28 protein-coding genes are annotated in these 26,523 nt (G+C 35.1%); 8 read left to right on the top strand and 20 right to left on the bottom strand.

Annotated features, from left to right (window positions below):
* Positions 1 to 101 precede the first annotated feature (101 nt).
* From ACSVH5_RS01805 to ACSVH5_RS01790, 4 genes are all read right to left on the bottom strand, one after another.
* Positions 102 to 1,352, bottom strand: a complete 1,251-nt coding sequence (locus tag ACSVH5_RS01805) for an acyloxyacyl hydrolase (RefSeq protein ID WP_438059751.1) — start codon at positions 1,350 to 1,352, stop codon at positions 102 to 104.
* Positions 1,353 to 1,460: 108 nt separating this feature from the next.
* Positions 1,461 to 2,348 (bottom strand): cysteine synthase CysM, encoded by an 888-nt coding sequence (gene cysM, locus ACSVH5_RS01800; protein WP_438059750.1) that lies wholly within the window; start codon positions 2,346 to 2,348, stop codon positions 1,461 to 1,463.
* Positions 2,348 to 3,139: a serine O-acetyltransferase EpsC gene (epsC, locus tag ACSVH5_RS01795; RefSeq protein WP_438059749.1), complete on the bottom strand. Its 792-nt coding sequence runs from the start codon at positions 3,137 to 3,139 to the stop codon at positions 2,348 to 2,350. Before epsC ends, cysM begins: the two co-directional genes overlap by 1 nt.
* A 131-nt stretch (positions 3,140 to 3,270) precedes the next feature.
* Positions 3,271 to 3,552 (bottom strand): DUF2752 domain-containing protein, encoded by a 282-nt coding sequence (locus ACSVH5_RS01790; protein WP_438059748.1) that lies wholly within the window; start codon positions 3,550 to 3,552, stop codon positions 3,271 to 3,273.
* A 103-nt stretch (positions 3,553 to 3,655) separates the two neighbouring features.
* Here ACSVH5_RS01790 and ACSVH5_RS01785 point away from each other — a divergent pair, with 103 nt between their 5' ends.
* Together ACSVH5_RS01785 and ACSVH5_RS01780 are read left to right on the top strand one after the other, a co-directional pair.
* Positions 3,656 to 3,841: a hypothetical protein gene (locus ACSVH5_RS01785; protein WP_438059747.1), complete on the top strand. Its 186-nt coding sequence runs from the start codon at positions 3,656 to 3,658 to the stop codon at positions 3,839 to 3,841.
* Positions 3,831 to 4,382, top strand: a complete 552-nt coding sequence (locus ACSVH5_RS01780; protein WP_438059746.1) for a Smr/MutS family protein — start codon at positions 3,831 to 3,833, stop codon at positions 4,380 to 4,382. The genes ACSVH5_RS01785 and ACSVH5_RS01780 overlap by 11 nt, the downstream gene beginning before the upstream one ends.
* A 66-nt stretch (positions 4,383 to 4,448) precedes the next feature.
* Here the strand turns inward: ACSVH5_RS01780 and ACSVH5_RS01775 are convergent, their stop codons facing one another.
* Positions 4,449 to 5,399: a hypothetical protein gene (locus ACSVH5_RS01775; RefSeq protein WP_438059745.1), complete on the bottom strand. Its 951-nt coding sequence runs from the start codon at positions 5,397 to 5,399 to the stop codon at positions 4,449 to 4,451.
* 353 nt (positions 5,400 to 5,752) lie between these two features.
* Here ACSVH5_RS01775 and ACSVH5_RS01770 point away from each other — a divergent pair, with 353 nt between their 5' ends.
* Entirely contained in the window at positions 5,753 to 6,667 is a 915-nt protein-coding gene (locus tag ACSVH5_RS01770; RefSeq protein ID WP_438059744.1) for an EamA family transporter, read from the top strand.
* A gap of 448 nt (positions 6,668 to 7,115) precedes the next feature.
* Positions 7,116 to 8,240, top strand: a complete 1,125-nt coding sequence (locus tag ACSVH5_RS01765; RefSeq protein WP_438059743.1) for a cysteine desulfurase family protein — start codon at positions 7,116 to 7,118, stop codon at positions 8,238 to 8,240.
* 83 nt (positions 8,241 to 8,323) lie between these two features.
* Here ACSVH5_RS01765 and lpdA read toward each other — a convergent pair whose 3' ends face one another.
* From lpdA to truA, 3 genes are all read right to left on the bottom strand, one after another.
* Entirely contained in the window at positions 8,324 to 9,712 is a 1,389-nt protein-coding gene (gene lpdA, locus ACSVH5_RS01760; protein ID WP_438059742.1) for a dihydrolipoyl dehydrogenase, read from the bottom strand.
* 188 nt (positions 9,713 to 9,900) lie between these two features.
* Positions 9,901 to 11,655: an ABC transporter ATP-binding protein gene (locus tag ACSVH5_RS01755; RefSeq protein ID WP_438059741.1), complete on the bottom strand. Its 1,755-nt coding sequence runs from the start codon at positions 11,653 to 11,655 to the stop codon at positions 9,901 to 9,903.
* A gap of 84 nt (positions 11,656 to 11,739) precedes the next feature.
* Positions 11,740 to 12,477 carry a tRNA pseudouridine(38-40) synthase TruA gene (gene truA / locus ACSVH5_RS01750; RefSeq protein WP_438059740.1) on the bottom strand — a complete coding sequence of 246 codons (738 nt, stop codon included), beginning with the start codon at positions 12,475 to 12,477 and terminating at the stop codon, positions 11,740 to 11,742.
* 552 nt (positions 12,478 to 13,029) lie between these two features.
* On the opposite strand from truA, the gene ACSVH5_RS01745 reads away from it, so the two are divergent.
* On the top strand, positions 13,030 to 13,521 hold the full coding sequence (locus tag ACSVH5_RS01745; protein ID WP_438059739.1) for a metallophosphoesterase family protein: 492 nt from the start codon (positions 13,030 to 13,032) through the stop codon (positions 13,519 to 13,521).
* Here ACSVH5_RS01745 and ACSVH5_RS01740 read toward each other — a convergent pair whose 3' ends face one another.
* The 3 genes from ACSVH5_RS01740 to ACSVH5_RS01730 all read right to left on the bottom strand — a co-directional run bounded on the left by ACSVH5_RS01740 (position 13,522) and on the right by ACSVH5_RS01730 (position 16,455).
* Positions 13,522 to 15,243 carry an ATP-binding protein gene (locus tag ACSVH5_RS01740; RefSeq protein ID WP_438059738.1) on the bottom strand — a complete coding sequence of 574 codons (1,722 nt, stop codon included), beginning with the start codon at positions 15,241 to 15,243 and terminating at the stop codon, positions 13,522 to 13,524.
* A 19-nt stretch (positions 15,244 to 15,262) separates the two neighbouring features.
* Positions 15,263 to 15,922, bottom strand: coding sequence for a response regulator (locus tag ACSVH5_RS01735; protein ID WP_438059737.1), 660 nt, complete (start codon positions 15,920 to 15,922; stop codon positions 15,263 to 15,265).
* Positions 15,923 to 16,041: 119 nt separating this feature from the next.
* Complete coding sequence (locus ACSVH5_RS01730; protein ID WP_438059736.1) at positions 16,042 to 16,455, bottom strand: DUF4293 domain-containing protein; 414 nt, start codon at positions 16,453 to 16,455, stop codon at positions 16,042 to 16,044.
* A gap of 183 nt (positions 16,456 to 16,638) precedes the next feature.
* Here ACSVH5_RS01730 and rho point away from each other — a divergent pair, with 183 nt between their 5' ends.
* Complete coding sequence (gene rho / locus ACSVH5_RS01725; RefSeq protein WP_438059735.1) at positions 16,639 to 18,492, top strand: transcription termination factor Rho; 1,854 nt, start codon at positions 16,639 to 16,641, stop codon at positions 18,490 to 18,492.
* Between the two features lie 123 nt (positions 18,493 to 18,615).
* Here rho and ACSVH5_RS01720 read toward each other — a convergent pair whose 3' ends face one another.
* From ACSVH5_RS01720 to ACSVH5_RS01710, 3 genes are all read right to left on the bottom strand, one after another.
* Positions 18,616 to 19,485, bottom strand: coding sequence for a hypothetical protein (locus tag ACSVH5_RS01720; RefSeq protein ID WP_438059734.1), 870 nt, complete (start codon positions 19,483 to 19,485; stop codon positions 18,616 to 18,618).
* Positions 19,486 to 20,304: a 3-deoxy-8-phosphooctulonate synthase gene (gene kdsA / locus ACSVH5_RS01715; RefSeq protein WP_438059733.1), complete on the bottom strand. Its 819-nt coding sequence runs from the start codon at positions 20,302 to 20,304 to the stop codon at positions 19,486 to 19,488.
* Positions 20,305 to 20,424: 120 nt separating this feature from the next.
* A complete protein-coding gene (locus tag ACSVH5_RS01710; protein WP_438059732.1) occupies positions 20,425 to 20,874 on the bottom strand; it encodes a 2-dehydro-3-deoxyphosphooctonate aldolase in 450 nt (149 codons plus the stop codon).
* 184 nt (positions 20,875 to 21,058) lie between these two features.
* Between ACSVH5_RS01710 and ACSVH5_RS01705 the strand changes: the two genes are divergently transcribed.
* Together ACSVH5_RS01705 and ACSVH5_RS01700 are read left to right on the top strand one after the other, a co-directional pair.
* The gene (locus ACSVH5_RS01705; RefSeq protein ID WP_438059731.1) at positions 21,059 to 21,619 is read left to right on the top strand and encodes a YeeE/YedE family protein; all 561 of its coding nucleotides are present in this window, start codon (positions 21,059 to 21,061) and stop codon (positions 21,617 to 21,619) included.
* Between the two features lie 7 nt (positions 21,620 to 21,626).
* On the top strand, positions 21,627 to 22,043 hold the full coding sequence (locus ACSVH5_RS01700; protein WP_438059730.1) for a DUF6691 family protein: 417 nt from the start codon (positions 21,627 to 21,629) through the stop codon (positions 22,041 to 22,043).
* A 63-nt stretch (positions 22,044 to 22,106) separates the two neighbouring features.
* Here the strand turns inward: ACSVH5_RS01700 and ACSVH5_RS01695 are convergent, their stop codons facing one another.
* The 6 genes from ACSVH5_RS01695 to ACSVH5_RS01670 form a co-directional block, all read right to left on the bottom strand.
* A complete protein-coding gene (locus ACSVH5_RS01695; protein WP_438059729.1) occupies positions 22,107 to 22,778 on the bottom strand; it encodes a lysoplasmalogenase in 672 nt (223 codons plus the stop codon).
* A 75-nt stretch (positions 22,779 to 22,853) separates the two neighbouring features.
* Positions 22,854 to 24,119: a sterol desaturase family protein gene (locus ACSVH5_RS01690; protein WP_438059728.1), complete on the bottom strand. Its 1,266-nt coding sequence runs from the start codon at positions 24,117 to 24,119 to the stop codon at positions 22,854 to 22,856.
* 90 nt (positions 24,120 to 24,209) lie between these two features.
* Positions 24,210 to 24,485, bottom strand: a complete 276-nt coding sequence (locus tag ACSVH5_RS01685) for an ATP-dependent Clp protease adaptor ClpS (protein WP_438059727.1) — start codon at positions 24,483 to 24,485, stop codon at positions 24,210 to 24,212.
* Between the two features lie 37 nt (positions 24,486 to 24,522).
* On the bottom strand, positions 24,523 to 25,356 hold the full coding sequence (gene prmA / locus ACSVH5_RS01680; RefSeq protein ID WP_438059726.1) for a 50S ribosomal protein L11 methyltransferase: 834 nt from the start codon (positions 25,354 to 25,356) through the stop codon (positions 24,523 to 24,525).
* A gap of 281 nt (positions 25,357 to 25,637) precedes the next feature.
* Positions 25,638 to 25,841 carry a helix-turn-helix domain-containing protein gene (locus ACSVH5_RS01675; RefSeq protein WP_438059725.1) on the bottom strand — a complete coding sequence of 68 codons (204 nt, stop codon included), beginning with the start codon at positions 25,839 to 25,841 and terminating at the stop codon, positions 25,638 to 25,640.
* Positions 25,842 to 25,843: 2 nt separating this feature from the next.
* Positions 25,844 to 26,386 carry a hypothetical protein gene (locus tag ACSVH5_RS01670; protein WP_438059724.1) on the bottom strand — a complete coding sequence of 181 codons (543 nt, stop codon included), beginning with the start codon at positions 26,384 to 26,386 and terminating at the stop codon, positions 25,844 to 25,846.
* Between the last annotated feature and the right edge of the window lie 137 nt (positions 26,387 to 26,523).

Below are 26,523 nucleotides of genomic sequence, written 5' to 3'. Positions count from 1 at the left end.
TTAAATCTGCGTCATTCGCGTTCCATTTTTATTAGTAGTAGTAACGGATAGTCTTATAATAAAATTGTTACTTTTAGGGCAATTATATTGTTTAAAGGAAATTATTTGTTTTTCAATTTGGGACTGTACACGTATCCAAAACTCAGTTCTGAGAAATCCGCTTGCCCCAAGTTAGCATTGATGTTGGCAGCAATAAATACATTGTGTCGTGGAGCTTTTTTTGCAGTAATCGCGTAGTAACGCAAGCCCAAACGAGAAGACACGTATTGTTTGATTTTTGCTTTGGTACCAAATTCGTCAGCGATATAGCCCGTTGCGGTATAGCTTCCATTGTTTACATACCAATCTAATTTGTAGGCTGGTTTGTAAAGATTAATGCCTAATTCTGCTTCTACACTGAAATGGTTGATCAAAATTTCACAATTGCTAAATATTCCAAAAGCGGTTGCATTTTGAAAAGGATTTTTTGTCAGTTTTGGAAAATGAGTAGTCACTATGCTGCCTTCTTCTTTTATATAATCAAAATAATCTTCATAAAATCTATAATAGAAACTTAGTCCATATTTGAACGATTTGTTCTTTATTCTTCCCAGCCCAAAAGAGGCGGTGTATACATTTTTAAGAGAATTGTAATTTCTAAAAAGTGTTTTTTGTCCAAAACCTAATCGTGTGGTGTAGTAGGTTTGTATATCAGATGAATCAGTATCAGTAGCTTTTTCTGTCAAAGGCATGGTGTTTTTTGAAAAATTGAATTCGGTTTTAACCGTGGCCAAATAAGAATTTAGACCCAAGTTTGGCCAACGGGTGTGACCATTGGAAAAGTGGGTAAGTCCACCACCAATTTTAAGGTTGAAGTCTTTACTTTGTATTAAGTCATAGTACAAAAAGGAACGAAAAGCCCAAGTAAAATGTGTGGAAATAGCATGGTTCCCAGGATAGGTAACTTTATCATAGATGAGATTGTTGTAGGAACCACCCAAACCTACTTGAAAACGGATTCTGTCAGTGACCTTACTCAAAACGCCAAAATCGAAGAAGGGCATTACAGTAATACCATAGCCAACTTTTTCTTGATTTCCAAAATCAGCATAGGAGAGCAAAATTCCCGTTTTGGGATAGTTCAGAAGTTTGGCCCAACTGTTGTTTTCATTTGTTGTGGTGCCTAATGTTAGGTCAAAACCTTGTTGGAGTTTTGTTTCGGGAAAAATACTTAGTGGAGGCATAGTTTCCCCTATTGAATAACCAATTCCAATAAAATTAAAGTTGTTTTTAGATGATGTGTTACGTTCTTGGGCTACTGTAATTGAACTGATGAATGCGATTAGAAGTACGGTTGTTTTTTTTAAAATCATTTTTGTGGAGACAGTAATTTGATTGAGAAGCTATATCAAATTAAAAAGAGTTACTAGTACAGAATTATTACGTGGCGCAAAAATAGGAACTTGAATCAAATTAAAAAATTAATCAAACAAATCTGAGGATAAATAACGATCACCTCGATCACAAATGATGGCTACAATGACACCAGATTCCATGTTCTCTGCAATTTTTAAGGCTGCTGCTACCGAACCACCACTGCTCATTCCTGCAAAAATGCCTTCTTCTTTCGCTAAACGTTGGGTCATAGCTCTAGCTTCGGTTTCAGTTATTTCTATTACGGTATCCACTTTTGTGGCATCAAAAATTTTAGGCAGATAGTCTTTTGGCCATTTGCGAATGCCTGGAATTTGGGAGCCATCACTCGGTTGTGCTCCAACAATTTGAATGGATGGATTTTTTTCTTTTAAATAAGTTGAGGTACCCATTATGGTTCCAGTGGTTCCCATTGCCGACACAAAATGGGTTATGGTTCCTTGGGTGTCTTCCCAGATTTCTGGACCTGTGGTTTTGTAATGGGCTTTCCAATTGTCATCATTGGCAAACTGGTTGAGCATTATATAACCGCCTTCGGCTACTTTTTTGTCGGCATAATCTCTTGAACCAATGATGCCATTACTTGCTGGAGTCAATATTACAGTAGCTCCATAGGCTCTCATGGTTTGGGTGCGTTCTATAGTGGAATCTTCGGGTAGGACCAATTCAATTTCAATATTGAATATTTGTGCAATCATTGCCAATGCAATACCCGTGTTTCCACTAGTTGCTTCGATTAATTTATCGCCTTTTTTGATCTCCCCTCGTTCAATCGCCGATTTGATCATATTGTAGGCGGCACGGTCTTTTACGCTGCCTCCAGGATTGTTTCCTTCTAGTTTTAGCAGTAATGTTACATTTGGATTTTGAACTAAATGTTGACTTATCACTAAAGGTGTGTTACCTATAAGATCAACTAATTTTTGTGGCTTCATTATCGTTTTTCTTTTATCTTAACCTCAGTTGTTGTGGTATTTAATACGGTTGAATCGGCTGGAATGGATTTGGTAACCCATGAATTTCCGCCTACAATACTGTTTTTTCCAATGATCGTTTCGCCTCCAAGAATTGTAGCATTGGCATAAATACAAACATTTTTTTCGACAGTGGGATGGCGTTTGGCATTTTTCATTTCCTTACTCACACTTAGCGCACCCAAAGTGACTCCTTGGTATATTTTGACATTTTCTTCGATTACCGCTGTTTCTCCAATCACAATTCCTGTAGCATGATCTATAAAAAAGGGAGAAGCAATGCTGGCACCTGCATGAATGTCAGTACCAGTAATGCGGTGTGCATACTCACTCATTAATCTTGAAAACAGCAGTAAATCAAGGAGATACAATACATGACTTAAACGATAAATAGCAATAGCATAAAAACCAGGATAAGCCAAATACACTTCTTCAATGTTATTAGAGGCAGGATCGTTTTGCAGTATGTATAAGGCATCTTGATTGAGTTGTTCTAAAACCAATGGCAATTTTTCAAGGAAATTATCCCAAGCACATTCGCATAGATCTTCGGGTTTTTTACAAGCAATTTTTGCAATTTCTTTGAATTGAAGTTCCAATTCATCAATGCTTTGGTCTAAAGAAGCATTCGAATCAAACAAGGTATAAAACAACTTTTCAGTAAAAGCTTCTGTTTTGGTTTTTATGCTATAATTAATAGACAAATGACTCTTATGCAATCGAATATTTTGAATGATTTGCTGTTTGGACACAATAGTAAAATTAAAAAATGATTTCGAAGTCGTAAAAGTAAGGTGTTTTTTAGAGATAGCACCATTTTTATTGTCAAAAATACAAGTTACCCTATTTGTTTGATAGACTGTAAAGGTAAATTAGGTATTTCTTATAGATGTTTGTAAAGATACCCACCAATCACAAAGATGCAGTTGATTGCGATCAAGAAAGTTAGTCCGTTTTTTGTGAAAGCTGTTTTCTTGTTGGTATAGAAGAAAAGAACGCCACAAAACATCGCAAGCATTGAGTAAACCGCAGGATACATAGCAAAAGCCGCACTCCATTCTCCTTTTAGAACTAAAAGTAAAGCCCGTTGGAATCCACAACCCAAGCATTCTATGCCAAATAGTGTTTTGCTCAAACAAGGAATCATGTATTTTTCTAGATGCATTTGCTTTTATTTGGTACAATTTTACAAAAAAAGCCGATTCCTTTTTCAATAATCGATCTCCTCATTTTTTATTTCTTATTTTTGAAAATTGAAATTTTTTAAGATGAAGAAATTGATGATTCTGATCATGATAGTAGCCATTGGTGTGGCACTGTATGAACAAAGGAAACCGGACAAAAATCTGTATTTGATGGTTATAGCTATCGTTGTTTTTATGTACGGAATGATGCGATTAAGTGCAAAAACACCTAGTAAAAATCAAGATAAAGAAGATAAAAATGTGGGCTAAAGGAGACAAGGCATCGGTGCTAGACGAGGATATTAATGGTGTTGTTGTAGCAGTAAATGGTGCTCAAATCACCATCGAAACCGAGGATGGTTTTATCATGAATTTTAATGCAAATGAATTGCTTAAAATGCACGAAACCAGTAATTTAATGGATGCTATTAAAAGAATTGATATAGATAAAATTAGTAAAGAAAAAACGATTCCTGCTCCGAGAAGTTTTGTCAAACAAAAGAAGGACAAAAAAGAAATAGGAGTACCCGAATTTGATTTGCATATCGAAAAATTAGTACCCAACAAACGAGGCATGTCCAATTACGACATTTTAACCTTACAAGCCGACACAGCCAAAAGACATATCGAGTTTGCTATAAAAAACCGTATACCCAAAATTGTTTTTATTCATGGGGTAGGAGAAGGCGTCCTCAAAGCCGAATTGGATTTTCTCTTAGGACGTTATGATAACGTCTCGTTTCAAGATGCCAATTATCAAAAATACGGTTTAGGCGCTACGGAAGTGTATTTTAAACAAAGTGGTAAGTAATAGTAGTACAAAAAAAAGGTCAATTCCGTTTCGAATTGACCTTTTTTTATGCTTAAAAATGAAGGGCTAATTCGTGATTAATTCTCCATAGATGAAATTGTCTCCGAGATAAAAATCATCACTTCCTCTTACCATTTTTACTTTTTTAAGGACAATGGTATGTTTGAATCCGGTACCGAAAGTAGTGGTAGTTACTTCGATAATTCCTTCGGTATTAGCTACCCCGTTTGCAGCTTTCCATTCTTGAAAAAGTGTTGGTGTAGTTGGGGGAGTGGTAGTACAAAAGTAATTTTCTGTCAAAATTCCACCTGTATACGAGCTGTAAATAAGGGAATTGGTTGTAGCACCAAGTAAGGCTGTTCTTGGGGCATTTAAAGGGGTTACTTCGTTTTTAATCAAATTGGCCTCGATAGCATTTAAGGTTAAGGCCTCACTATTGATAAAATTGTAGACTTGTTTTGTGGTGGCGCATTGTCCTAAAGTTTTGGTAAAAGCAAAAGGAATTGAAGTTACACTTGTTGTATAGTCACCAAAAATAAACTCATCATACACTTGTGTACCATTTGTTTTTTGAAACGTGATGTTTTTTAGCACGATATAATGGTTGTATCCCGTAATTTTGGTACTATTATTCGTAGCATCCGTACTTTTTATTGGCGTGCTTTTTATCACAATTTTTCCGCCTGCATTAGCCGTCCATTGATCTACTACTATTGGTGTGACCGGCGGAATGGTTTCACAAATGTTCTCCTTTTTTACAGTCCCATTAAAAAAACGGTACACGACTCTGATTTTTCCTCCAATGGTGATTTCTTGCGTTTTGGTCTCGCTCGGGAAAACTACTTCAGGAAGTTCTAATAATAAGGCTTCTTTTTCGTTTAGCTTGTAAATAATAGCATTGTTGTCACAAGTTGCAACTGGGGCATCGTCAAAATTAATGTCTTCTAAAATAAGATCACCGTCATCACAGCCGCTAATCATTACTACGAAGCATAGTATTCCTAAAAATCGTTTCATTTCTTTACTTTATTTTAAGCAAAAATAGAATTTTTAATTGGTATCCACTTCATTCCTTGATTTTAAAATGATGTTAATCTAAGCTCATTTAGTCAGGTCAAACGCATGAGTTTAAAAAAATAAAAATTAGAGCCACCAATTACAAAAACTAACACAAATTAGAATGTCATAAATAGCACAAATCTGCCAAAGAAAGATAAGATTCGTGTCATTTAAATTTTAGTATCACAAAATTAGTGCGTATTAGTTGTATTCGTGGCAAAAAAATAAATGATGCGTTTGCCCTGCTCATTTAGTAGAGAAGCAAAACAAGACAATTGAAATTACTACCTTTGCCTTCCTATTTACTCTAAATGAAACAAACCAAACATTATTTAGCTGCATTTTCTGCATTTTTTATATGGGGATTTTTCAGCTTGGCACTGAAACCTATTGCCGATTTTCCTTCTTTGGACATTCTTTTTTACCGTGTTTTCTTGAGTGTTTTTCTTTTAACGCTTTTGAATGTGGTTTTTAGAAAAAGTTTGATTCGAGAGAATTGGTTTCTTTTTCAGAATTTTGAACCAAAAGTTAAGAAAACGATTCTGTGGTTGACACTAGGAGGAAGTTTGATATTGGCTTCGAATTGGTTTATATTTATTTATGTAGTTAATCATGTGAGTGTAAAAGCGGGTTCCTTGGCTTACTTGATTTGCCCGATATTGACGACCGTTTTCGCCTTTTTTCTTTTAAAAGAAACACTTTCAAAAACACAATGGTTTGCAGTTTCATTGAGTGGTGTGAGTTGTTTGTTGTTATCGATGAATGATTTACATGATATTTTTTATAGCTTGGTGGTAGCGGCAACGTATGCGCTCTATTTAGTAAGTCAACGGAAAAATAATCAAATGGATAAACTTTTGGTGCTCAATGCGCAATTGCTTTTTATTGCATTATTGATTTTGCCATTTTACCCTATTTATAGCGGTCCACTGCCTACAACGCCTTTGTTTTATGGTTGTTTGTTATGTATTGTGGTCTTTTTTACCATCATTCCTTTGTTTTTAAATTTGTTTGCATTGAAAGGAATTTCCTCAGCGACAGTTGGAATTTTGATGTATATCAATCCAATTATTAATTTTGCTATTGCTCTGTTGTATTTCAAAGAACAAATAAATGGAATTCAACTCTTTTCGTATATACTGATTTTGATTTCTGTTGTGATTTTTAATAAGAAAGTCATTTTGGAACTGTTGAAAAAATCAAAAGAAAAACGATTGGTTGCCTAAAGAACGCAAGGCATTCGCATTTTGAAAAAAAGCCACGAATAGCACAAATAGTCACTAATTTTTTATAAATTTTAAAATGGAATGGCACAAATTTTATAGATCTTAAGTATTCGTTCAATAAAAAACCGTTGTAAATTAGTGTATATTAGTGTTGTTTGTGGCGAAAATTTTAAAAGCGAATTTCCTGTAAAGAACGTTTGGTTTTGCAGGGTTTGCGTGAGGGTAGTAGTGGAGCTCTTTTTTAGAGACTTTTTTCAGGCTCTAAAAAAAGCGGGAGCGGATGCCCGACCCGACTACTGAGCTTGTTGAAGTATCAGGCGGGGCACGCCCAAATAAAAATGAATATAATTTAGTTATGAAATCGCCACTAACAACAAGTTGTGTGATTAATCACCGATAAATAAAAGGCGATACCATATATGACCACTGACAAATGAATTTTACATATATGAAAAAAGTATATCTCGACAATGCTTCTACAACTGCGATGCGTCCCGAAGTGATTCAGGTGATGGTGGATTGTATGGCGCAAGATTACGGAAATCCGTCGTCTACGCATAGTTTGGGGCGTCACACCAAAAGTATTTTGGAACTGTCTAGAAAGAGCATTGCTAAGGCTTTGAACGCAACGGCGCAAGAGATTTTGTTTACATCGGGTGGGACAGAGGCCAATAATTGGATTTTGCGCTCGGCAGTGAAGGATTTGAAGGTGAGGCGAATTATTTCGAGTAAAATGGAACATCACGCGGTTTTGTATCCTATTTTGGAATTGCAAAAGGAGTTTGGTATTCAAGTGGAATATGTAGGAAATTCGGATGATGGCGTTCTTGATTTGACGCATTTAGTAGACTTGCTTTCGGAATCTACAGAGAAAACTTTGGTGAGCTTGATGCATGTGAACAATGAAACGGGCGTGGTTTTGGATTTGGAACGCGTTTCACAAATTTGTCAAGAGCATCATGCGTTGTTTCACTCTGATACGGTGCAATCTGTAGGCAAAGCGATTTTGGATTTGCAAAAAGTACCTATCGATTTTATAGTGAGCAGTGCCCATAAATTTCACGGCCCAAAAGGGGTTGGTTTTGCTTTTATTCGAAAAAATTCGGGTTTGCAGCCTTTGTTTTTTGGTGGCGAGCAAGAAAAAGGACTGCGTTCTGGAACAGAAGCAATTCATCAAATTGCAGGAATGGCAAAGGCTTTGGAGATTTCTTATGCCAATTTAGAAGCAGAACAGCAGCAAATCAGTGCTCTAAAACAGTATTGTTTGGAACAATTAGCGTTGCACTTTCCTGGAGTGAAAGAAAATGGAACTGCTACTTTTTATCCGATTTTGAATGTACAATTGCCTTTTTCAGCGGATAAAACGGCTATGATTTTGTTTTATTTGGATATGAAAGGGATTTTTGTTTCGAGAGGAAGTGCTTGTCAGTCTGGTAGTGTGAAGCCCTCGCATGTGTTGGCTGAAATGCTTTCGGAAGATGATTTGAAAAAACCAAGTTTGCGAATATCGTTCAGTCATTTATCTACTCAAGAAGAAGTAGATTTGTTGATTGAGGCGTTGAAAGGGGTTTAATAATACAGACCAATACTTTGATAAAATGAAAATACCCCAAAAAGTTAGTAACTTATTGGGGTATTTTTTATGATTTATTTTTATTACAAGTGAATTACTTCTCCGTAAGCATCAGCTACTGCTTCCATAACTGCTTCACTCATAGTTGGGTGAGGGTGGATGGCTTTTAAGATTTCGTGACCTGTAGTTTCTAATTTACGAGCTACAACTGCTTCAGCAATCATATCCGTAACACCAGCACCAATCATGTGACATCCTAACCATTCGCCGTATTTGGCATCGAAAATTACTTTTATAAAACCATCAGCAGCTCCAGCGGCTTTTGCTTTTCCTGAAGCAGAGAATGGGAATTTTCCAATTTTCAATTCATATCCTTTTTCTTTGGCTTGTTTTTCTGTCAAACCAACAGAAGCAATTTCTGGAGTTGCATAAGTACAACCTGGTACATTTCCGTAATCGATTGGTTCTACGTGAAGACCTGCAATTTTTTCAACACAGTTGATTCCTTCTGCAGAAGCAACGTGTGCTAACGCTTGACCTGGAGTTACATCTCCAATAGCGTAGTAACCTGGAATGTTAGTCGCATTGTATGCATTTACTAAAATTTTATCTCTATCAGTAGCAATACCTACTTCTTCTAATCCAATGTTTTCAATGTTGGTTTTGATTCCAACAGCCGATAGTATAATATCTGCTTCTAAAACTTCTTCACCTTTAGCAGTTTTTACATAGGCTTTTACTCCAGCACCAGTTGTATCGATACGTTCTACAGAAGAGTTAGTCATAATTTTAACTCCTGCTTTTTTCATTGAACGTTCCATTTGTTTAGAAATGTCTTCGTCTTCTACAGGAACAATATTTGGCATAAATTCTACAATAGTTACATCTGTTCCCATTGAGTTGTAGAAATGTGCAAATTCAACTCCAATTGCTCCAGAACCTACAATAATCATAGATTTAGGTTGAGTTGGCAAAGTCATCGCTTGTCTGTAACCAATTACTTTTACACCATCTTGTGGTAAATTAGGTAATTCACGAGAACGAGCACCTGTAGCAATGATAATATGGTCAGCGCTGTATTCCGTTACTTTTCCGTCTTTATCAGTAACGTCTAGTTTTTTTCCAGCTTTTAGCTTTCCAAATCCGTCAATAACGTCAATTTTATTTTTTTTCATTAAGAATTGAACCCCTTTGCTCATTCCGTCAGCTACACTACGGCTACGGTTAACTACAGCACCAAAATCTTTATCAAATTCTTTTACAGTCAATCCGTAGTCAGAAGCATGTTTTAAATAATCAAAAACTTGAGCTGATTTTAGTAAGGCTTTGGTTGGGATACATCCCCAGTTCAAGCATACACCACCCAAATTTTCTTTTTCAACTACAGCAACTTTAAAACCTAATTGTGAAGCTCTAATGGCTGTAACATAACCTCCAGGACCACTTCCTAAAACTATAATATCGTATTTCATTTTTTTTAATTTTTAATTTTTAAAATAGGATGGATTTGTGTGTAAAAAAATCATAATGTTCTTTTTCACTCGGTCACAAAATTAAGGATTTATTCTGTTTTGAGAAAGTTTCATTAATAGAATGTGATAATCTAACAAATTTAGTCTGTTATTTAATTTTTTTGCAATTTCTAAAAAAGACTTCAAAACTAATTCACTATTGAAAACTGCGAATCGTACAGGTTTTTATAAAACCCTTTTTCTAGATTGATTAATTCCTGATGGGTGCCTTGCTCTACAATTAAACCTTTGTCCATAACTACGATTTTGTCTGCGTTTACAATTGTAGCCAAACGGTGCGCAATCACAATAGAAGTTCTGCCTTGTGTAATGGTTTCGGTAGCACGCTGAATCAATTCTTCAGAATAGGTATCAATAGAAGACGTGGCTTCATCCAAAATCAAAATACTTGGATTAGAAACAAAAGCTCGTAAAAAAGCAATCAACTGGCGTTGACCAGAGGAAAGCATAACCCCGCGTTCTTTGACATCAAAATTATAATCATCAGGCAAACTCATAATAAAGTCATGCACCCCAATTTTTTTGGCTGCAGCTATTACTTCTTCTCTCGTAATTTCTGGATTATTAAGGGTAATGTTGTTGTAAATAGTATCGGCAAACAAAAACACATCCTGAAGGACCACAGCAATTTGCTTGCGTAGTGAACTTAAAGTATAATTTTCAATATTGTGGTGGTCGATATCAATAGAACCGCTATTAATCTCGTAAAAACGATTCAATAAATTAATAATAGTCGATTTTCCAGCGCCAGTAGAACCCACAATGGCAATGGTTTGTCCGGCATTAACTTCTAAGTCTATTCCTTTAATCACTTCTTCATCAGGAATATAACCAAAACGAACGTCTTTGAAAAGGATGTTTCCCTCAAAAATAGGCGCCTCTACGGTTCCGGTATCCTGAATTTGGTCTTCGGTATCCAAAATATCAAACACACGATTGGCTGCAATCATTCCCAATTGCATTTCGTTGAATTTATCCGCGATTTGGCGCAAGGGATTGAATAGCATTCCGATAAACATAGTGTAAGAAAACAAATCTCCAAAGGTGGTAAAGTTGTCACCGTTCAATATTTTGATACCGCCATACAAAACGATAAATCCTAAAGTTAGCGAAGAAATAATATCTGCAATAGGGAAGAAAATAGAGTTGTACAAAATGGTTTTAATCCATGCTTTTCTGTGTTTGTCATTGATATTTTTGAATTTATCAAACTCAATATCTTCACGATTGAATAACTGAACGATTTTCATTCCCGTTACGCGTTCTTGAACGAATGTATTCATATTCGCAATTTGGGTACGTACTTCCTCAAAAGCCACTTGCATTTTCTTTTGAAAAATACGCGTGAAAAACACCAAAACTGGCATGGCTACAATAACAATCCAAGTGAGTTTCCAGTTCATGTAGAACATAAAAATAAGCACCACTAGCATTTTCATCAAATCACTAATAATCATGAAAAGTCCTTGACTAAAAATACGTGCAATCGCTTCAATGTCCGATACACATCGGGTTACGACTTGCCCAACAGGAACCAAATCAAAGTATTTCATCCTAAAACTGAGCAAATGTGCAAACAATTTAATTCGGATGTCTTTTACAATATCTTGTCCCAACCAATTGGCCCAAAACACAAAATAGAATTGTGAAAAAACTTCAAGGAGCAACACAATTCCCATTAAGGAAACATACAACAGTAAACCTTGTTGGTCATGCGTTTTGATGTACCCATCGACCGTTTGCTTTAACAAATACGGGCGTAAGGCAGCAAAAATAGATAAGGAAATCGCAAATGCAATCACTCCATTAAATCGCAACTGATAGGGCTTGGTGTATTTTAAAATTCTTTTGAATAATCGAGTATCGAATGCTTTTGCTTTCATGTTTAGGAGCTATTTCCCGCTATTCGTTATAATCTTTTTTGTTTTTAAAGGAAAAACAAAAAAGGATTTCCACTACTATCGGGGCTATTTTAGGTATTCATAAGTAATTTCGGTCAAGTACAAACCATGCGCTGGCACCGAAAAACCTGCTTTTTCTCTGTTTTTGCTTTTTATGATGTTTTCAAAATCATCCAAAGTGATTTTATGTAATCCCACATTTACTAATGTTCCTACAATAGAACGCACCATGTTTCGCAAAAAACGATTGGCAGAAATGGTAAAAATCAAACGATCTTTTTCCTTTCTCCAAACTGCGTCAAATATAGTGCAATCAAATGTATTTACGTCGGTATTGACTTTCGAAAAGCACTGAAAGTCGGTATGATTTAACAATAATTTAGCAGCTTCATTCATTAAGGCTACGTCCAAATTTTGGTGGTAATACCAACTCAATCCTTCTAGAAAAGGATTTTTTATGGTATTGATATGGTATTCATACGTACGTTTGGTAGCATCAAATCGGGAGTGTGCCTCATCGCTTACGGGGATAATGTCAAATATGGCTATATCTTTTGGTAAATACGAATTGAGTTTGTGTACCAAGGTTTCTGTGTCAAGTTCTTTTTCACTATCAAAATGAGCATACATTTGGCTGGCATGCACGCCAGTATCAGTTCTGCCAGCGCCCATACTATTGATTGTGGTGTTCAATAGCACCGAAAGGGCTTTGTTCAGCGTTTCTTGTACAGAGCTGGCATTGGGTTGGTATTGCCAACCGTGATAAGCAGTTCCGTTATAGGCTAATTGTATAAAGTACCTCAAGATGTTTTGTGATTTTGGGTTGTAATCGTTTCATTGTGATGCAATGGTGTAGCAACTATTACCAAGGCATTCGCTTTTAAAATTTTCGCCACAAATATCACGAATAAACGCTAATTATAGCAGTTTTTTATTGCTCGAATTCTTAAGGTCTATAATTAGAGCAATTCAATTTTAAAATTTATAAATAGTAGTGCCAGTTTGTGCTATTCGTGGCTAACTTTTTTTCAAATGCGAATGCCCTGAACGATTGCATGTTTTTTTGGCTGCAAATTTACAATCTTTAGACTGATTTTTTTGATTTTATATCATTTTTGTAATTGCCTGAAAAAATGCCGAATGTTTGATGCTAGCCCCGATGGGAGGGAATATCCTTTTTTCTACACCTTGCAGGTGGCTAAACCGGAGAGGTGTAGAAAAAAGATAGGAAGGACAGCGGGAATCCCTGTTTGTTTTTGCCTTTTGTTTGGCTCCAAAAAAAAGAGCTTCAAATTTTGGCTAGAATGGGAGAGAAGCGCTTATTTTTGCTGTTTTTTACTTTTAATATTCAATGGTATGACCAAAATTTTGTTGCTTTCGGATACGCACAGCCACATCGATGAGGCGATTTTGAAACATGTAGCTTGGGCCGATGAAGTTTGGCATGCTGGAGATATTGGAGATTTGAGTGTGACCGATACGTTAAAAAAACTTAAGCCGTTGCGAGCGGTGTATGGTAATATTGATGGGACTGAGGCGAGGACTGAATTTCCGCTTCACAATAGGTTTATGTGTGAGCAAGTTTCGGTTTGGATTACGCATATTGGTGGATATCCGGGTAAATACAATCCTGCCATTAGAGACGAAATGGCAACCAATCCGCCAAAATTATTTATTTGTGGGCACTCTCATATTTTGAAAGTTCAGTTTGATAAGAAGCATAATTTGTTGCATATGAATCCGGGCGCTGCTGGAAAAAGTGGTTTTCATCAGGTACGGACACTGTTGCGATTTGTGATTGATGGCGATAAAATTAAAGACTTGGAAATTGTCGAAATGAAAAAATAATTAAGCAATAGGAACTATTAATTTAATCGTGGTCCCCTGATTTTTTTGAGACTTAATTAAGAATTCTCCTTTCATATTATTAATTCGTGCTTTGATTCTGTTGAGTCCGTAACCATCTATACTGTTTTGTTCAAGGTTGTCGAATCCTTTTCCGTTGTCTTCAACCGTAATCATGAGTTGGTTTTCATGAATTATGGTTTCAAGTTTAGCCCAATTGGCTTTGCTGTGTTTCAAAATATTGTTCAGTAGTTCTGAAATGATAAAATAGATTTTCATTTCAAACAACTCATTCAAGCGTTCTTGTTTTTCAATGTTAGTCGAATAATTGAAGGTAATTTTTGAATTTGAATTTTTTTCACATAAATCATCCAGAGCATAAACGAGTCCAAATCGAACTAGAACAGCCGGGATTAAGTCGTGAGAAAGGTCTCTTACTTTATGATGAGCTTCTTCAAGTATGTATTTGGTTTTTAGTAATTCGTCACTTTGATTTTGACTCGAAGTGCTATACACATTCAAGTGCATTCCTGCGGAGGTTAGTAAAGCACTGATATTGTCATGTAAAAATGCAGCAATTTTTTTTCTTTCAGATTCTTGTCCGTCTATAGTAGCATTAATAATATTTTGTTGAATTTTGGTTTGTATTTCTCTTAAGTGATTGGTTTGCTTTAATTTTTCATTTTTAGAAAAAGTATAAAAAATCATAAAAATCAATAAGGAAAGGGTAATGATTAGAACAACAATTTTTTTGTTTCTCGATTGTTGTATTGACCAATAATTTTCTTTGGATTTAATAGTGTTTGAAATTTTATTAATTTCTCTTTTATATTCATCTAATTCAAGATTAATTCCAGCGACGTTGGCTTTTTTTAGCTTTTCTTCAATATTGATTTTTTCTGTAAGTGTATTGTATTGTTCGAGGTGGTAATACGCTTTTTTATAATTCCCCACTTTTTTTAGGAATTTTGAATATTCAAAATGAGCGTAAGACAAATCCGTTATTTCATCCTGTTCGATTCCATGTTTTATTGCATTTTCAAAAAAAGAAGTAGCTTTTTTAGGGTCCTTTTTTGTGCTATAATACATGGCGTTGAGCATGTTTGTAAGGGGTAATAATGAAGAATCACCATGTTTTTCGAAATTTTCGTTTGCGAATTTTAGATGAGGAAATCCATCGTCAAATTTTTGGATATCAAAATATGCCCATGCCATATTGATTTTAGTCAAAATCATTTTTGAGGTGTCTTTGGATTGGGCACTGTAAGCAATGGCTTTTTTATAATGATAAATTCCTTTTTCTAAGTCTTTTTCATCAAAAAAATAGATATTTCCTAAGTTGTTGTGTAAGAAATATTTTAAGATAGATTTGTTGGTTTTGTCTGCATAAATTAGTCCTTTTTTGTAATAAAATAATGCTTTTTCATATTCTAATAATCCATCAAAATTCCCCCCAATGGTATTATAACATAAGGCGATCAAATCATTTGCTTTTAATAAGGTAGCATGTTCAAGTGCAGTTCGTGAATGAATTAGTGAATTTTCGTAGTATTCATCATTCATTTCAACTATGGCAGTATTGATTAAATTGAGGGTTTCTTTTTTGCTCATTTTTTTTTCTTGTGCTATGCAAGTAGTAGTAAACAAAACAAGCAGTAATGCCAGTAGTTGCAAAATGGCATTGTATTGAAAAAAGAATTTTGAAGTTTTTGAGTAGAAAAGCATTTTTAGATAAGCCAATTAATTAAGCCCTGATTAAATTATGTTTTAAAGCATATTTCACAATACTAATGGTGTTTTTAGCTTTAATTTTTTTCATAATATTTTTTCGATGTGTTTCTACTGTGTTGGTACTAATACATAAGTGCTCACTAATTTCTTTTCCACTATATTCTAAAGAAATTAAAATGATAATTTCAATTTCTCTATCGGTTAATGTGCCTGCAATGGCAAGTGGAACTGGTTTTAATTTTGGATTGTTTTTTGTAGCAGTTTCAAAGATTTTGGTTTGAACCGATTTGCAAAAATATTCTTGTCCTGTCATGACACTAGTAATGGCTTCAATGATACTGTCACAAGCACAATGTTTAGTTAAATAGGCGCTAGCTCCTAGTTTCATAACCTCTTTAATGATTTTAATATCATCATAGCTTGATAAGATGATAACTTTGCAAGGGAAACCTTTTTCACCAAATTCTTTCAGTACTTGAATGCCGTCTTTTTCAGGCATACTAATATCCAAAACCAAAATGTCGGTTTTGTTTTGAGTGACTTCTTCATAAATATGGGCCCCATTTAAGGATGTGCCTACTATTGAAAATTCTGGTATGGTATTTAAAAGGGTTTTTATTCCGTCAATTAGTATTTGATGGTCGTCAGCTAAATGAATGTTAATCGGTTGCATATTGTAGGTATAGTTCTTCCAAATATATAGATTATAATTAGATGAAGTACGGTTTGTAATAAAAAAACCCGAATATTAAATTCGGGTTTCCTTCGCACAAATAAACTAAGTTTATAGGTTTATCTCAATCGGTCCACAGATTTTACAAGATCTTCATCCTTCTTGATGGCTTTATTAGCTAAAACTAATAACACGATAGCCAAGACAGGTACAAACATCCCAATACCTTTCTCAGAAACCAAAGGGGTTTCTCCAGATAAATTTAGCGAACGATAAACAAATAATCCTAATAAAATTAAATTTAATATGATATTCAATCTGCCCATAACAAATTGATTTTGTCTCTTTTTAAAGGAAAATATACTAAACAAGGACAGGCAAATACTCAATCCAAAAAGTGCAACATAGACTGGGTTTTGCATGAAATAATAGTCTTTAGCATCAGTAGTTCTCCACAACGGAAATACAAAAGGCACTACCAAACTAGCCAAAAAGGCGACAAACAAATAGATTGATTGGATTCTTTGTATCATTTTTTACAAAATTCTACCGCAAAAATATATTTTCTTTTTAATAAATACTATTGTATCATTGATTTTTATTCGTATTATTGCAACATAAATCCGTAAGCACTTCATACTACGGTTGATTCAAAAAAAAAAATCTATTTTATTCTTCACGCGATTTTTTATATTAAATAATCTAATAGAACATTCATGTTTGAAATTTCTGCATTAAAAGAATTGAAGCTTTCAGAGCTTCAAGAAATTGCTAAAACAGCTAAAACAATCAAGTTTAACGGTGTCAAAAAAGAAACTTTAATTGGTTTAATTTTAGAGCATCAAGAAGCCACCAGTAAAATAGGCGAAGAGGATTCTACTACTTCGGTTACAGAAAATGATAAGCCTAAAAGAACACGGATAGAAGCTGTTAAAAGAGAAAAAAAATCACAAGAAATTTCAAAAAATACTTTTCAGAAAGTAGAAAATGAAAAAGAATCAACTGAATTGTTGCAGCATTCGGATGCAACGCTCCCTGTAGCTGCAGCAGTCGATGTAGAAGAAAAAGGTATTGAAACTCCAATTTTAGATAAAAAAATCAATAAAGTAGTCAAATTTAATAAATCGGCTTACGAGAAAAAAATGGCTCTTCAACGAGAAAAAGAAGAAGCTAAAAAAGCATCAAAAAACGTTGGTATTTCAGAAGTAAGTTCGTCTATTGAAACAGAGGAAATCGATGAAAATAAACAGAGAGTAGTAGTCGAAACACCATTGCAAAGCAAAAAAATAAATCCCAATCAGTTAAAAAAACAGAACGGAAATCCCAATCAGAATCCGAATCAGAATCCGAATCCCAATCAAAATCTGAATCAAAATCTGAATCAAAATCCCAATCAAAATCCGAATCCAAACTTTAAAAACAAAAAAAGTAATTTTAAAGATGCCGATTTTGAATTTGATGGAATCATTGAAAGTGAAGGGGTTTTAGAAATGATGCCTGACGGATATGGATTTCTTCGTTCCTCGGACTATAATTATTTAGCTTCTCCTGATGATATCTATTTATCCACTTCGCAAATTCGATTGTTTGGATTAAAAACTGGCGATACCGTAAAAGGCGTAGTGCGTCCTCCAAAAGAAGGTGAAAAATATTTCCCCTTAGTTCGTGTTCTCAAAATTAATGGTCACGACCCACAAGTAGTACGAGACAGGGTTTCTTTTGAACATTTGACACCTGTTTTTCCTTCAGAAAAATTTAAGTTGGCCGAAAAACAAAGCACCATTTCTACTCGTATTATCGATTTGTTTTCTCCAATTGGGAAAGGACAACGTGGTATGATCGTTGCGCAGCCTAAAACGGGTAAAACCATGTTGCTTAAAGATATTGCCAATGCTATTGCTGCCAACCATCCTGAAGTATACCTTATTGTTCTGTTGATTGATGAACGTCCAGAAGAGGTTACCGATATGCAACGCAGTGTAAGAGGTGAGGTTATTGCTTCCACTTTTGATAGAGAACCTCAAGAACACGTTAAAATTGCAAACATAGTTCTAGAAAAAGCCAAGCGATTGGTGGAATGTGGCCATGATGTTGTGGTGTTACTGGATTCAATTACGCGTCTTGCTAGAGCTTATAATACTGTTCAACCAGCTTCAGGAAAAGTCTTGAGTGGTGGAGTTGATGCCAATGCTTTACAAAAACCAAAACGCTTTTTTGGAGCGGCAAGAAATGTTGAAAATGGTGGATCCTTGAGTATCATTGCTACAGCTTTGACGGAAACTGGATCTAAAATGGATGAAGTTATTTTTGAAGAATTCAAAGGAACAGGTAATATGGAGTTGCAATTGGATCGTAAAATTGCGAACAAACGTGTCTTTCCAGCTATAGATTTGACTTCTTCAAGTACAAGACGTGATGATTTGCTTTTGGATAAAAATACCCTGCACCGTATGTGGATTATGCGAAAATACCTTTCGGATATGAATCCAATTGAAGCTATGGACTTTATCAATGATCGATTTAAGAAAACCCGCAACAACGAAGAGTTTTTGATTTCGATGAATGATTAATGCTGTTTTGAGTTCAGAATACTACTTAACAAGCAAAAATTCATAGGTAAATACAATGTTAAACAAAAAAAAAAGCGATTTGAATAAGTTCAAATCGCTTTGTGCTTTATAAAAAGTAGCAACTTAAATTCTGAATTTTCCTCCTACTGCTAGAATTTTTTGAAAAAAGAAAAAGTCTTGTGAAGCTCTATCATCAGGGCTCATAGTCGTTCTAATGTCGTTCATGTTGATATAGCCACCTTTCAATTCTCCTTGAACATAAAAGTACCTAAAGAAAGTAATATTTAAACCCGCTTTCAAGGAAGTTCCAAAACCTGATACGTGAAAATCATCATGACGCTCTTTGCCAAGTAATTTGGCATTTGTTTTTGGATACAAAACGCCAAAACCAATTCCTTCGGTTAGGTTAATTTGAATTTTATCGGTATTTCTAATATTGAATAATTTAGAAATGTCATCATGACGAGAGACTTCAGAATTGATATAATTCAATCCATCGGTATGTTCGTAAGTTATAAACTGTTCATCGGTAAAGTCAATAGGAGTATTATTGTAAGTACCGTTAAACACAGATCCAGGATCCGATGCAGGTAAATTGATGGTTCCTGTTACATTGGCCGTTTGGTTTTGGGTCATTACATATTTCATATGATCTACTCCAATAGCCACACTATAATGATCAGAGAAAAAATAACCCAAACGCAAATTGGTTTGTGGAATCGTCATTTTGGTAGGGTTAATGTAATCGATATGCCAACCTTTGGGTTTGTCGTGAGCGCGCATATCCGCTACGGTAAAACGATAATCCTTACCGGTAAAGGTAACATCCGATTTGCTATAGGATTCTCTGTTTCCTCCCCACGAGATAAAGAACTTTCCTTTATTATGAGCAGTGTATCTTATTGGAGTTTTTTCTTGTGCTTGATTACTTATAGTGATTATAAAAAAAACAAATAAATAAGATATTTTTTTTAAGGGAGGAGATAAATACACTTAAAATTGATTGATGGTTTGTCTAATAGCCACAAGTTTGGTCATTAAGGCTTCAAAATAATCCAAATGCAACATGTTCGCGCCATCACTTTTAGCATTTGCTGGGTCAAAATGAGTTTCAATAAAGATACCATCTACACCTACTGCAATTCCAGCTTTGGCGACAGTTTCAATCATGTCTGGTCGACCTCCAGTTACACCAGCGGTTTGGTTGGGTTGTTGCAAAGAATGCGTAACATCCAAAACCGTTGTAGCATATTGCTGCATCGTAGGAATACCTCTATAATCTACAATCATGTCTTGGTAGCCAAACATAGTACCGCGATCCGTAACCATTACATTTTCATTTTGGCAATCCAATACTTTCTGTACGGCGTGTTTCATACTCTCTGGACTCATAAATTGTCCTTTTTTCAAGTTGACTACTTTTCCAGTTTTGGCAGCAGCTACAACCAAATCAGTTTGTCTTACTAAAAAAGCTGGAATTTGTAACACATCTACATAAGCAGCAGCCATAGCAGCGTCCTCGTTGGTATGAATATCTGTAACCGTTGGAACACCAAATGTTTCTGATACTTTTCGAAGAATTTTCAAAGCTTTCTCGTCCCCAATCCCAGAAAAACTATCAATTCTAGAACGGTTCGCTTTTTTGAAAGAACCTTTGAATACGTATGGAATTTGCAATTTGTCTGTAATGCCAACCAAACGCTCTGCTATGCGCAATGCCATTTCTTCACCTTCAATTGCGCAAGGACCTGCTAATACAAAAAAATTACCACTATCGGTATGCTTAATTTGCGGGATATGATGTATGTTCATTTTTTTAAATTTTGAGTGCAAAGGTAATTAGCTTTTGCGATTTTTGATTATAAATAGAAGGTAAAATATTGATTTAAATCTATATTTAAGTATGTCTTAACCATTGAATCAATGTGAAATTTAGTTTTTCTTCAATGTTAAGCCTATTGGAACCATCAAATGACCTCTTTCGTAAATGTTTAAATACAACAAAATTGGTTTTTTTTGCCCTTCCCATTTTATTTCGTAGACATCTAGAAATCCAGCTCCCATTTCAGTGTTTTTTGAAGGGAAAGGACAACAACTTTCTAGTTTCGAAAAAGTAATCGCTTCCCCGTTTGGCCCAGCCAATGCATTCAAAAAGCGTTGCTGATTAATCCTGTCGTCTTTGGTGCCTTTATAAAACATATTGATGGGATAGTCTTTATCGTACCCATACTTTTTGTCTTTACTAAATTCCGATATAACGAATGTATTGTTTTTGGAGAGTTGGGGTACAGGTGCATTGTTGTCTACGTTTTGTAAGGTAGATTTGGTACTAATGCAAGAAACAAGTAAAAGTAGGCAAGAGAAAAGGACTATTTTTTTCATTGATTTGCTTTTTTGCAATTTTAAACAAGAATGATACCAATCTTGGTTGTTAATTTTATGCAAATATAAAACTTTCAGCAGGTTTATTTGAGGAAAGAGTATTCATGTTTTTAAATCTAAGTGACACAACTCACAAAAAAGAGTAAAAAGGGTCTTATCTTTGCCGAAAATTAAACAGTAATTTATGGATTTTATTTCTCAAACTTGGGCGTGGTACGTTTCTGGTTTTCTAATCGGAATGGTCATGCTTCTTTTGGTGTATTTTGGAAAAACATTCGGAATGTCTTCTAATCTTCGTTCTTTATGTACCTTGGCTGGTGCTGGTAAAAAAGTAGCTTTCTTTGATTTTGATTGGAAAGCCTCCCGCTGGAATTTAGTTGTGGTGCTAGGAGCAATGCTAGGTGGATTTGTGGCGGTACATTACATGAGTACTCCAAACAACGTAGCAATCAATCCTCAAACTGTCGAGCAATTGGCAACACTTGGTATTGATGCTCCGGATGGGAAATTAGTGCCTGATGCCCTTTTTAGCAGTTCGGTGTTTCAATCTCCAAAAGGAATCGCGCTTTTGCTTTTAGGTGGGTTTTTAATTGGTTTTGGCTCTCGTTATGCCGGTGGCTGTACTTCAGGACACGCTATTACAGGCTTAAGTAATTTGCAATTGCCTTCGCTCAAAGCGGTAATTGGGTTCTTTATTGGTGGTTTAATTATGGCGCATCTCTTGTTGCCTTTACTTTTAAAATAATTACGATATGTTCAAAGCTTTAAAATACCTTCTCGTTGGATTCCTATTCGGAATTGTTTTAACGAAATCAGAAGCCGTTTCTTGGTACCGCATTTACGAAATGTTTCACTTTCAATCCTTTCACATGTATGGAATAATTGGTGTAGCGGTAACTACTGGATTAATCGGAATGCAATTGGTGAAACGGTTTCAAATCAAAAATATCAAAGGGACGCTTATGCAAGTTGAAGACAAAGAAAAAGGGTCAACTCGATATTGGATTGGTGGCATTCTTTTTGGCTTAGGATGGGCGCTTGTAGGTTGTTGTCCTGGACCTATCTTTATATTATTAGGCGCTGGATTTTTCCCAGTGGTGCTAGTGCTATTGGGAGCACTTTTAGGAACTTTTGTCTATGGATTATTCAAAGACAAACTGCCTCATTAAATTTCTGAATAGAATTTTAGTTAAAAATTGATAAAAAAAGTAGTCTTTTCTATGCTGAAAAGACTACTTTTTTTGGTTTAGGCGAAGTAGGCCCGAAACTATAAGATACTGTGCCAAGATGTAAGTACTCATAATCCAAAAACCAGATTGAGCTATGGGGTGGTAGAATTTATTAACAGCCAAAATACTGTCCGAAAGCACAAAGAAAATTGCACCTGCTAGGATATAATGAGCAGCTGGTTTTTCCCAAGTCAAACTTCTTTTATAAGCAACAAAGAGCATTGTAGTAATAACTGCAGCGTAAACCATCACAGGAATTTGCAAAGGACCTAATTTCGGAAACAATAAACTAATCATTCCAAAGAAGTAACCAAGAATCAGGATAGCTCCTAGGTACAAAACAACGGAAGTACCTTTAAATGTTGATTTGGGTTGTCTGCTAAAAAGGATAATGTAAAGGATGTGAGAAAGTAAAAAGGAGACCAATCCCAAAATGAAATAAATTTCGGCTTTGTCTGCAAACATTAAAACGATGTCTCCTATCCAAGAAAATAATAAAGCGCTAAGCAATAATTTTTTGCCTTGGAAATCAGCTGTAAGTAGAACAGTTCCTAGCAAAAAGGGCAACAAAAAAGGCTTTAAATACCAGTTAACAGTATCTAGTCCAATAAAAGGTAAAACTAAATATAGTAGGCTAAAAACAAGGTAGCTGTTGAGGATGTTGTTTGTTTTCATAAGACACAAGAAGTAGTAAGCAGTCAAAAGACCACTTAATAAAGATTAAGTAAGTTTAGTATAAGATTGAAGCAATTAGGCGAGTACTATTTTTTCTTTTTCAAAATCAACAGCTACAAAGTAAATACTCATAGCAAGGGAAATCGAAAAATACCCAATTAAAATAAAGGTACTCACAGGTAATAAGTTAGACAAACCAAACCAATCACCATAAAAATAGAGCAGCCCCATAGCAAACAGGAATCGTAAAGCCTCCCAAAAGACAGCCGTTTTTCGGGCATCCATCAATTCGGTGTAACTGTATACGGTTACAAAGATAAAGGCACCATATACAAACACGTGCGGTAAGCCAATCGTTCCTATTGAATCATACATATAGGTAATCAAAAGCAAAGTAACCAAGGCTTGAAAAATAGACCAGTACATCAGTTTTTTAGAATGCTGAGTCCCATATTTTTCAAAATGATAGACATCGCTAATTTTGGTAACGGGATATTTTTCTTCAAAATTTTCTGGACGCCAACCGGTTGGTTTGAACCAAATGGTGAGTTTGTCTTTCCAGTTTTCAGCACGCCATGCATCCGAAATCAGCAATCCTAAATGCTGAAAATTAATTCTAATGGGATTCCAAGTTTGTGCTGGTCGGGTAATTCCAAAAACAGGAGGCACTGCATCCAATTCTTCTTGGAAAGTACCAAAGAGTTTGTCCCAAAAAATGAAGATTTGGGAATGATTCTTATCAATATATTCTGGATTGATGGCGTGATGCACTCTATGATGAGAGGGTGTTACTAATATTTTTTCTAAAAAGCCCATTTTTTTGATATGTTTGGTATGGTACCAAAACTGCAAGAACAAATGAATGGGTAAGGTAACGGCAATTACCACTGAAGGAACTCCCAAGACTGCTGCAGGAATCAATAAAAACGTAAATAGATTGACAAAACTTGAAATGGTTTGGCGCAGTGCACAAGCCAAATTGAATTCCTCACTACTGTGATGAATAGCGTGTTTGTTCCATAAAAAATTAATTTGATGTGCCCATCGGTGCGACCAATACCCATAAAAATCAATACAAATAAAGGCAATGATATACGCCCAAACATTGGCTTCTAAATGAAATAGGGCAATATGGGCTTCAAGCCATTCATAAGTCAGAATGGAAACACTAATCCCCAAAACATCTTTGACCGAATTGGTCATTCCTGAACTTACACTTGACACGGTATCCATATAGGGGGCAGTGTCCTGACCTTTAAAATGCCCATAGATTTTTTCAATCGCAATGAGTAGTAAAAATATAGGCATTACAACTACCAATATTTTGCCGTATTCTTCCATAAAGTACTTTTTTTTACCAAATATATCAAAAAGAAAAAGCAGAACTACCAATTGTATTGATAATTCTGCTTTTTTATAAAAGACTTTTTCTTAGACTATTTCAGCACTTAAACCTGCGGCCAATAGTTTCGTACATTGTGGTTTTAATTTGTCATAAGGTCCTGTTTTTACAGTGCATTTTCCGTTATAGTGAATGATTAACGAGCATTGTTCTGCTTGCTCAGGTGTGTGGTCGCAAACTCGAATTAAAGTGTCAATTACATGATCAAAGGTGTTTACATCGTCATTGTATACTATAATTTCATTGTTGAGTCCCATCAATTCTTTGATATTGACTTTTTCTCTTACTTTTTCTTTAGTACTCATAATGCTGTATTTTGATACTAGGAATGGTGTAAAATGTTTACTTGTTATATTTAAGCGAAACCCAATTGTTTCTTTGTAGTTTTTTTACAAAAGTAAGTCCTTTTTCAGTACAAGAAGCATCTAAGAACGGAATGTCTTCTTCGTAAAAACCACTCAATAATAAGGTGCCTTTTGGATTCAAACAATCAACATAACTTTGCATATCGTTCAATAAAATGTTTCTGTTGATATTGGCAATAATCAAATCGTATTGTTTGCCAGCAAGTAAAGCGGCATCACCTTCGTAAACGCTAATATGTTCGCAATTATTGCGTTGTGCGTTTTCAATGGAATTCAAATAACACCAATTGTCGATATCGATGGCATCTATGGGTTGAGCGCCTTTCATTTCGGCTAAAATGGCCAAAATAGCGGTTCCACATCCCATATCCAGTGTTTTTAAACCTGCAACATCCATATCAAGTAAATGCTGAATCATCATATGCGTGGTTTCGTGATGGCCTGTACCAAAACTCATTTTGGGTTCGATGACAATGTCAAATTCGGCATCTGTTTTTACGTGAAAGGGAGCTCGTACATGGCATTTTCCGTCTACATCAATCGGGTCAAAGTTTTTTTCCCATTCTTCGTTCCAATTGATTTGTTCGATTTCTTCGAAGGTATAGCTAATCTTGAATTCTTCGGATTGTAGAATAAAAATATCTTCTAAAATAGTTTCGTCCCAAAGGTCTTTTTGAACGAAGGCGTCAATTCCTGTTTCAGTTTCAGTAAAGCTTTCGAATGCTTTTTCGCCCAATTCGGCAATTAGAATTTCTGAACCTAATTCTTTGGGTTCAATAGTAAAATGGTATCCTATGTAACTATTTGACATCTTTCAATTTTCTTGCAAAGGTACTATTTCTGTAATGAAGCTGCGTTAAAAATTTCAAAAAGCTATTATGTTGGATCTTAGGTATGAAACCAAAAAAGCAACAATGCTGCTCCTTAGCCTTGATCGCAGCGGCATCCTTTGTCTTTTTTCTTTAAAAAGACAAAGATATAGCGGAGAGCAAGTATCCTGCTAACAAATAAGCCTTTTGTTTTGTGCTCCTGAAAAAGAAACCTCGACTTGTTAAATATATAAGTCGAGGTTTTGTGATGGTTTGAGAAAGGTTATTTTTTATATTCAAGTAAATCGCCAGGTTCGCAATCTAAGGCTTTGCAGAGCGCTTCGAGGGTGCTGAAACGAATGGCTTTGGCTTTACCTGTTTTTAAAATCGAAAGATTGGAGAGTGTTAAATCTACTTTTTCGGATAGCTCGTTGAGTGACATTTTTCTTTTGGCCATCATTACATCTAGGTTGACTATTATAGGCATAATTATATGGTTAATTCGTTTTCGGATTGGATTTCGATGCCTCTTTTGAAGATTTGTGCAATAACATACAATATAATTCCCATAAAAAACCATACATCGGCTCCGCCTAAAGGTAAGGTATTGAAGTCGGGAAGTTGTATAGATTTTTTTTGTAACCACTCCAAATAGCTGATGCCGTAGTGTGAGAAAAAGGCAATAATAACGCTAAAACCACTTAGGAACAAGAGAAAACGATACATTTTTGTATTGAAGGGTTGGTAAATATCCAGATTTTTATCGTGTATGAATTTTACAATAACATAAAATAGAACTGCTTTTAATGTGGTTACTATACATATAAATAGCATAATTGCACCATAATGACCTGGATCAAATAGGTAAAGGTCTTTTAGATTCAAAAAATTGGCATTGTATGAATTAATGGTGAAGGTGTAAATACCATTAAAAATATAAATACCTGACTCGATGCAAATGCTGATAAAAATAATGAAAGCTACATAATACAATATTTGTAGTAATTGTGTTGTGCTAATTTTGATTTCCATAACAGTTTGTTTTTTTGGGTTTATTGATTCAAAAATAACAAAAATTTATTGATAAACAATAAAAATTTATTATTTTAATCTGTTTGAATGAAAACATTACTTCAAAAAAAAAGTGAAAGTGAAGGATTTGAAAAATT

The organism is Flavobacterium sp. RSSA_27 (assembly GCF_051547125.1).
GTDB lineage: Bacteria > Bacteroidota > Bacteroidia > Flavobacteriales > Flavobacteriaceae > Flavobacterium.
The sequence above is the reverse complement of the archived record's forward strand: the minus strand, read 5'-3'. Positions and strand labels throughout refer to the sequence as shown.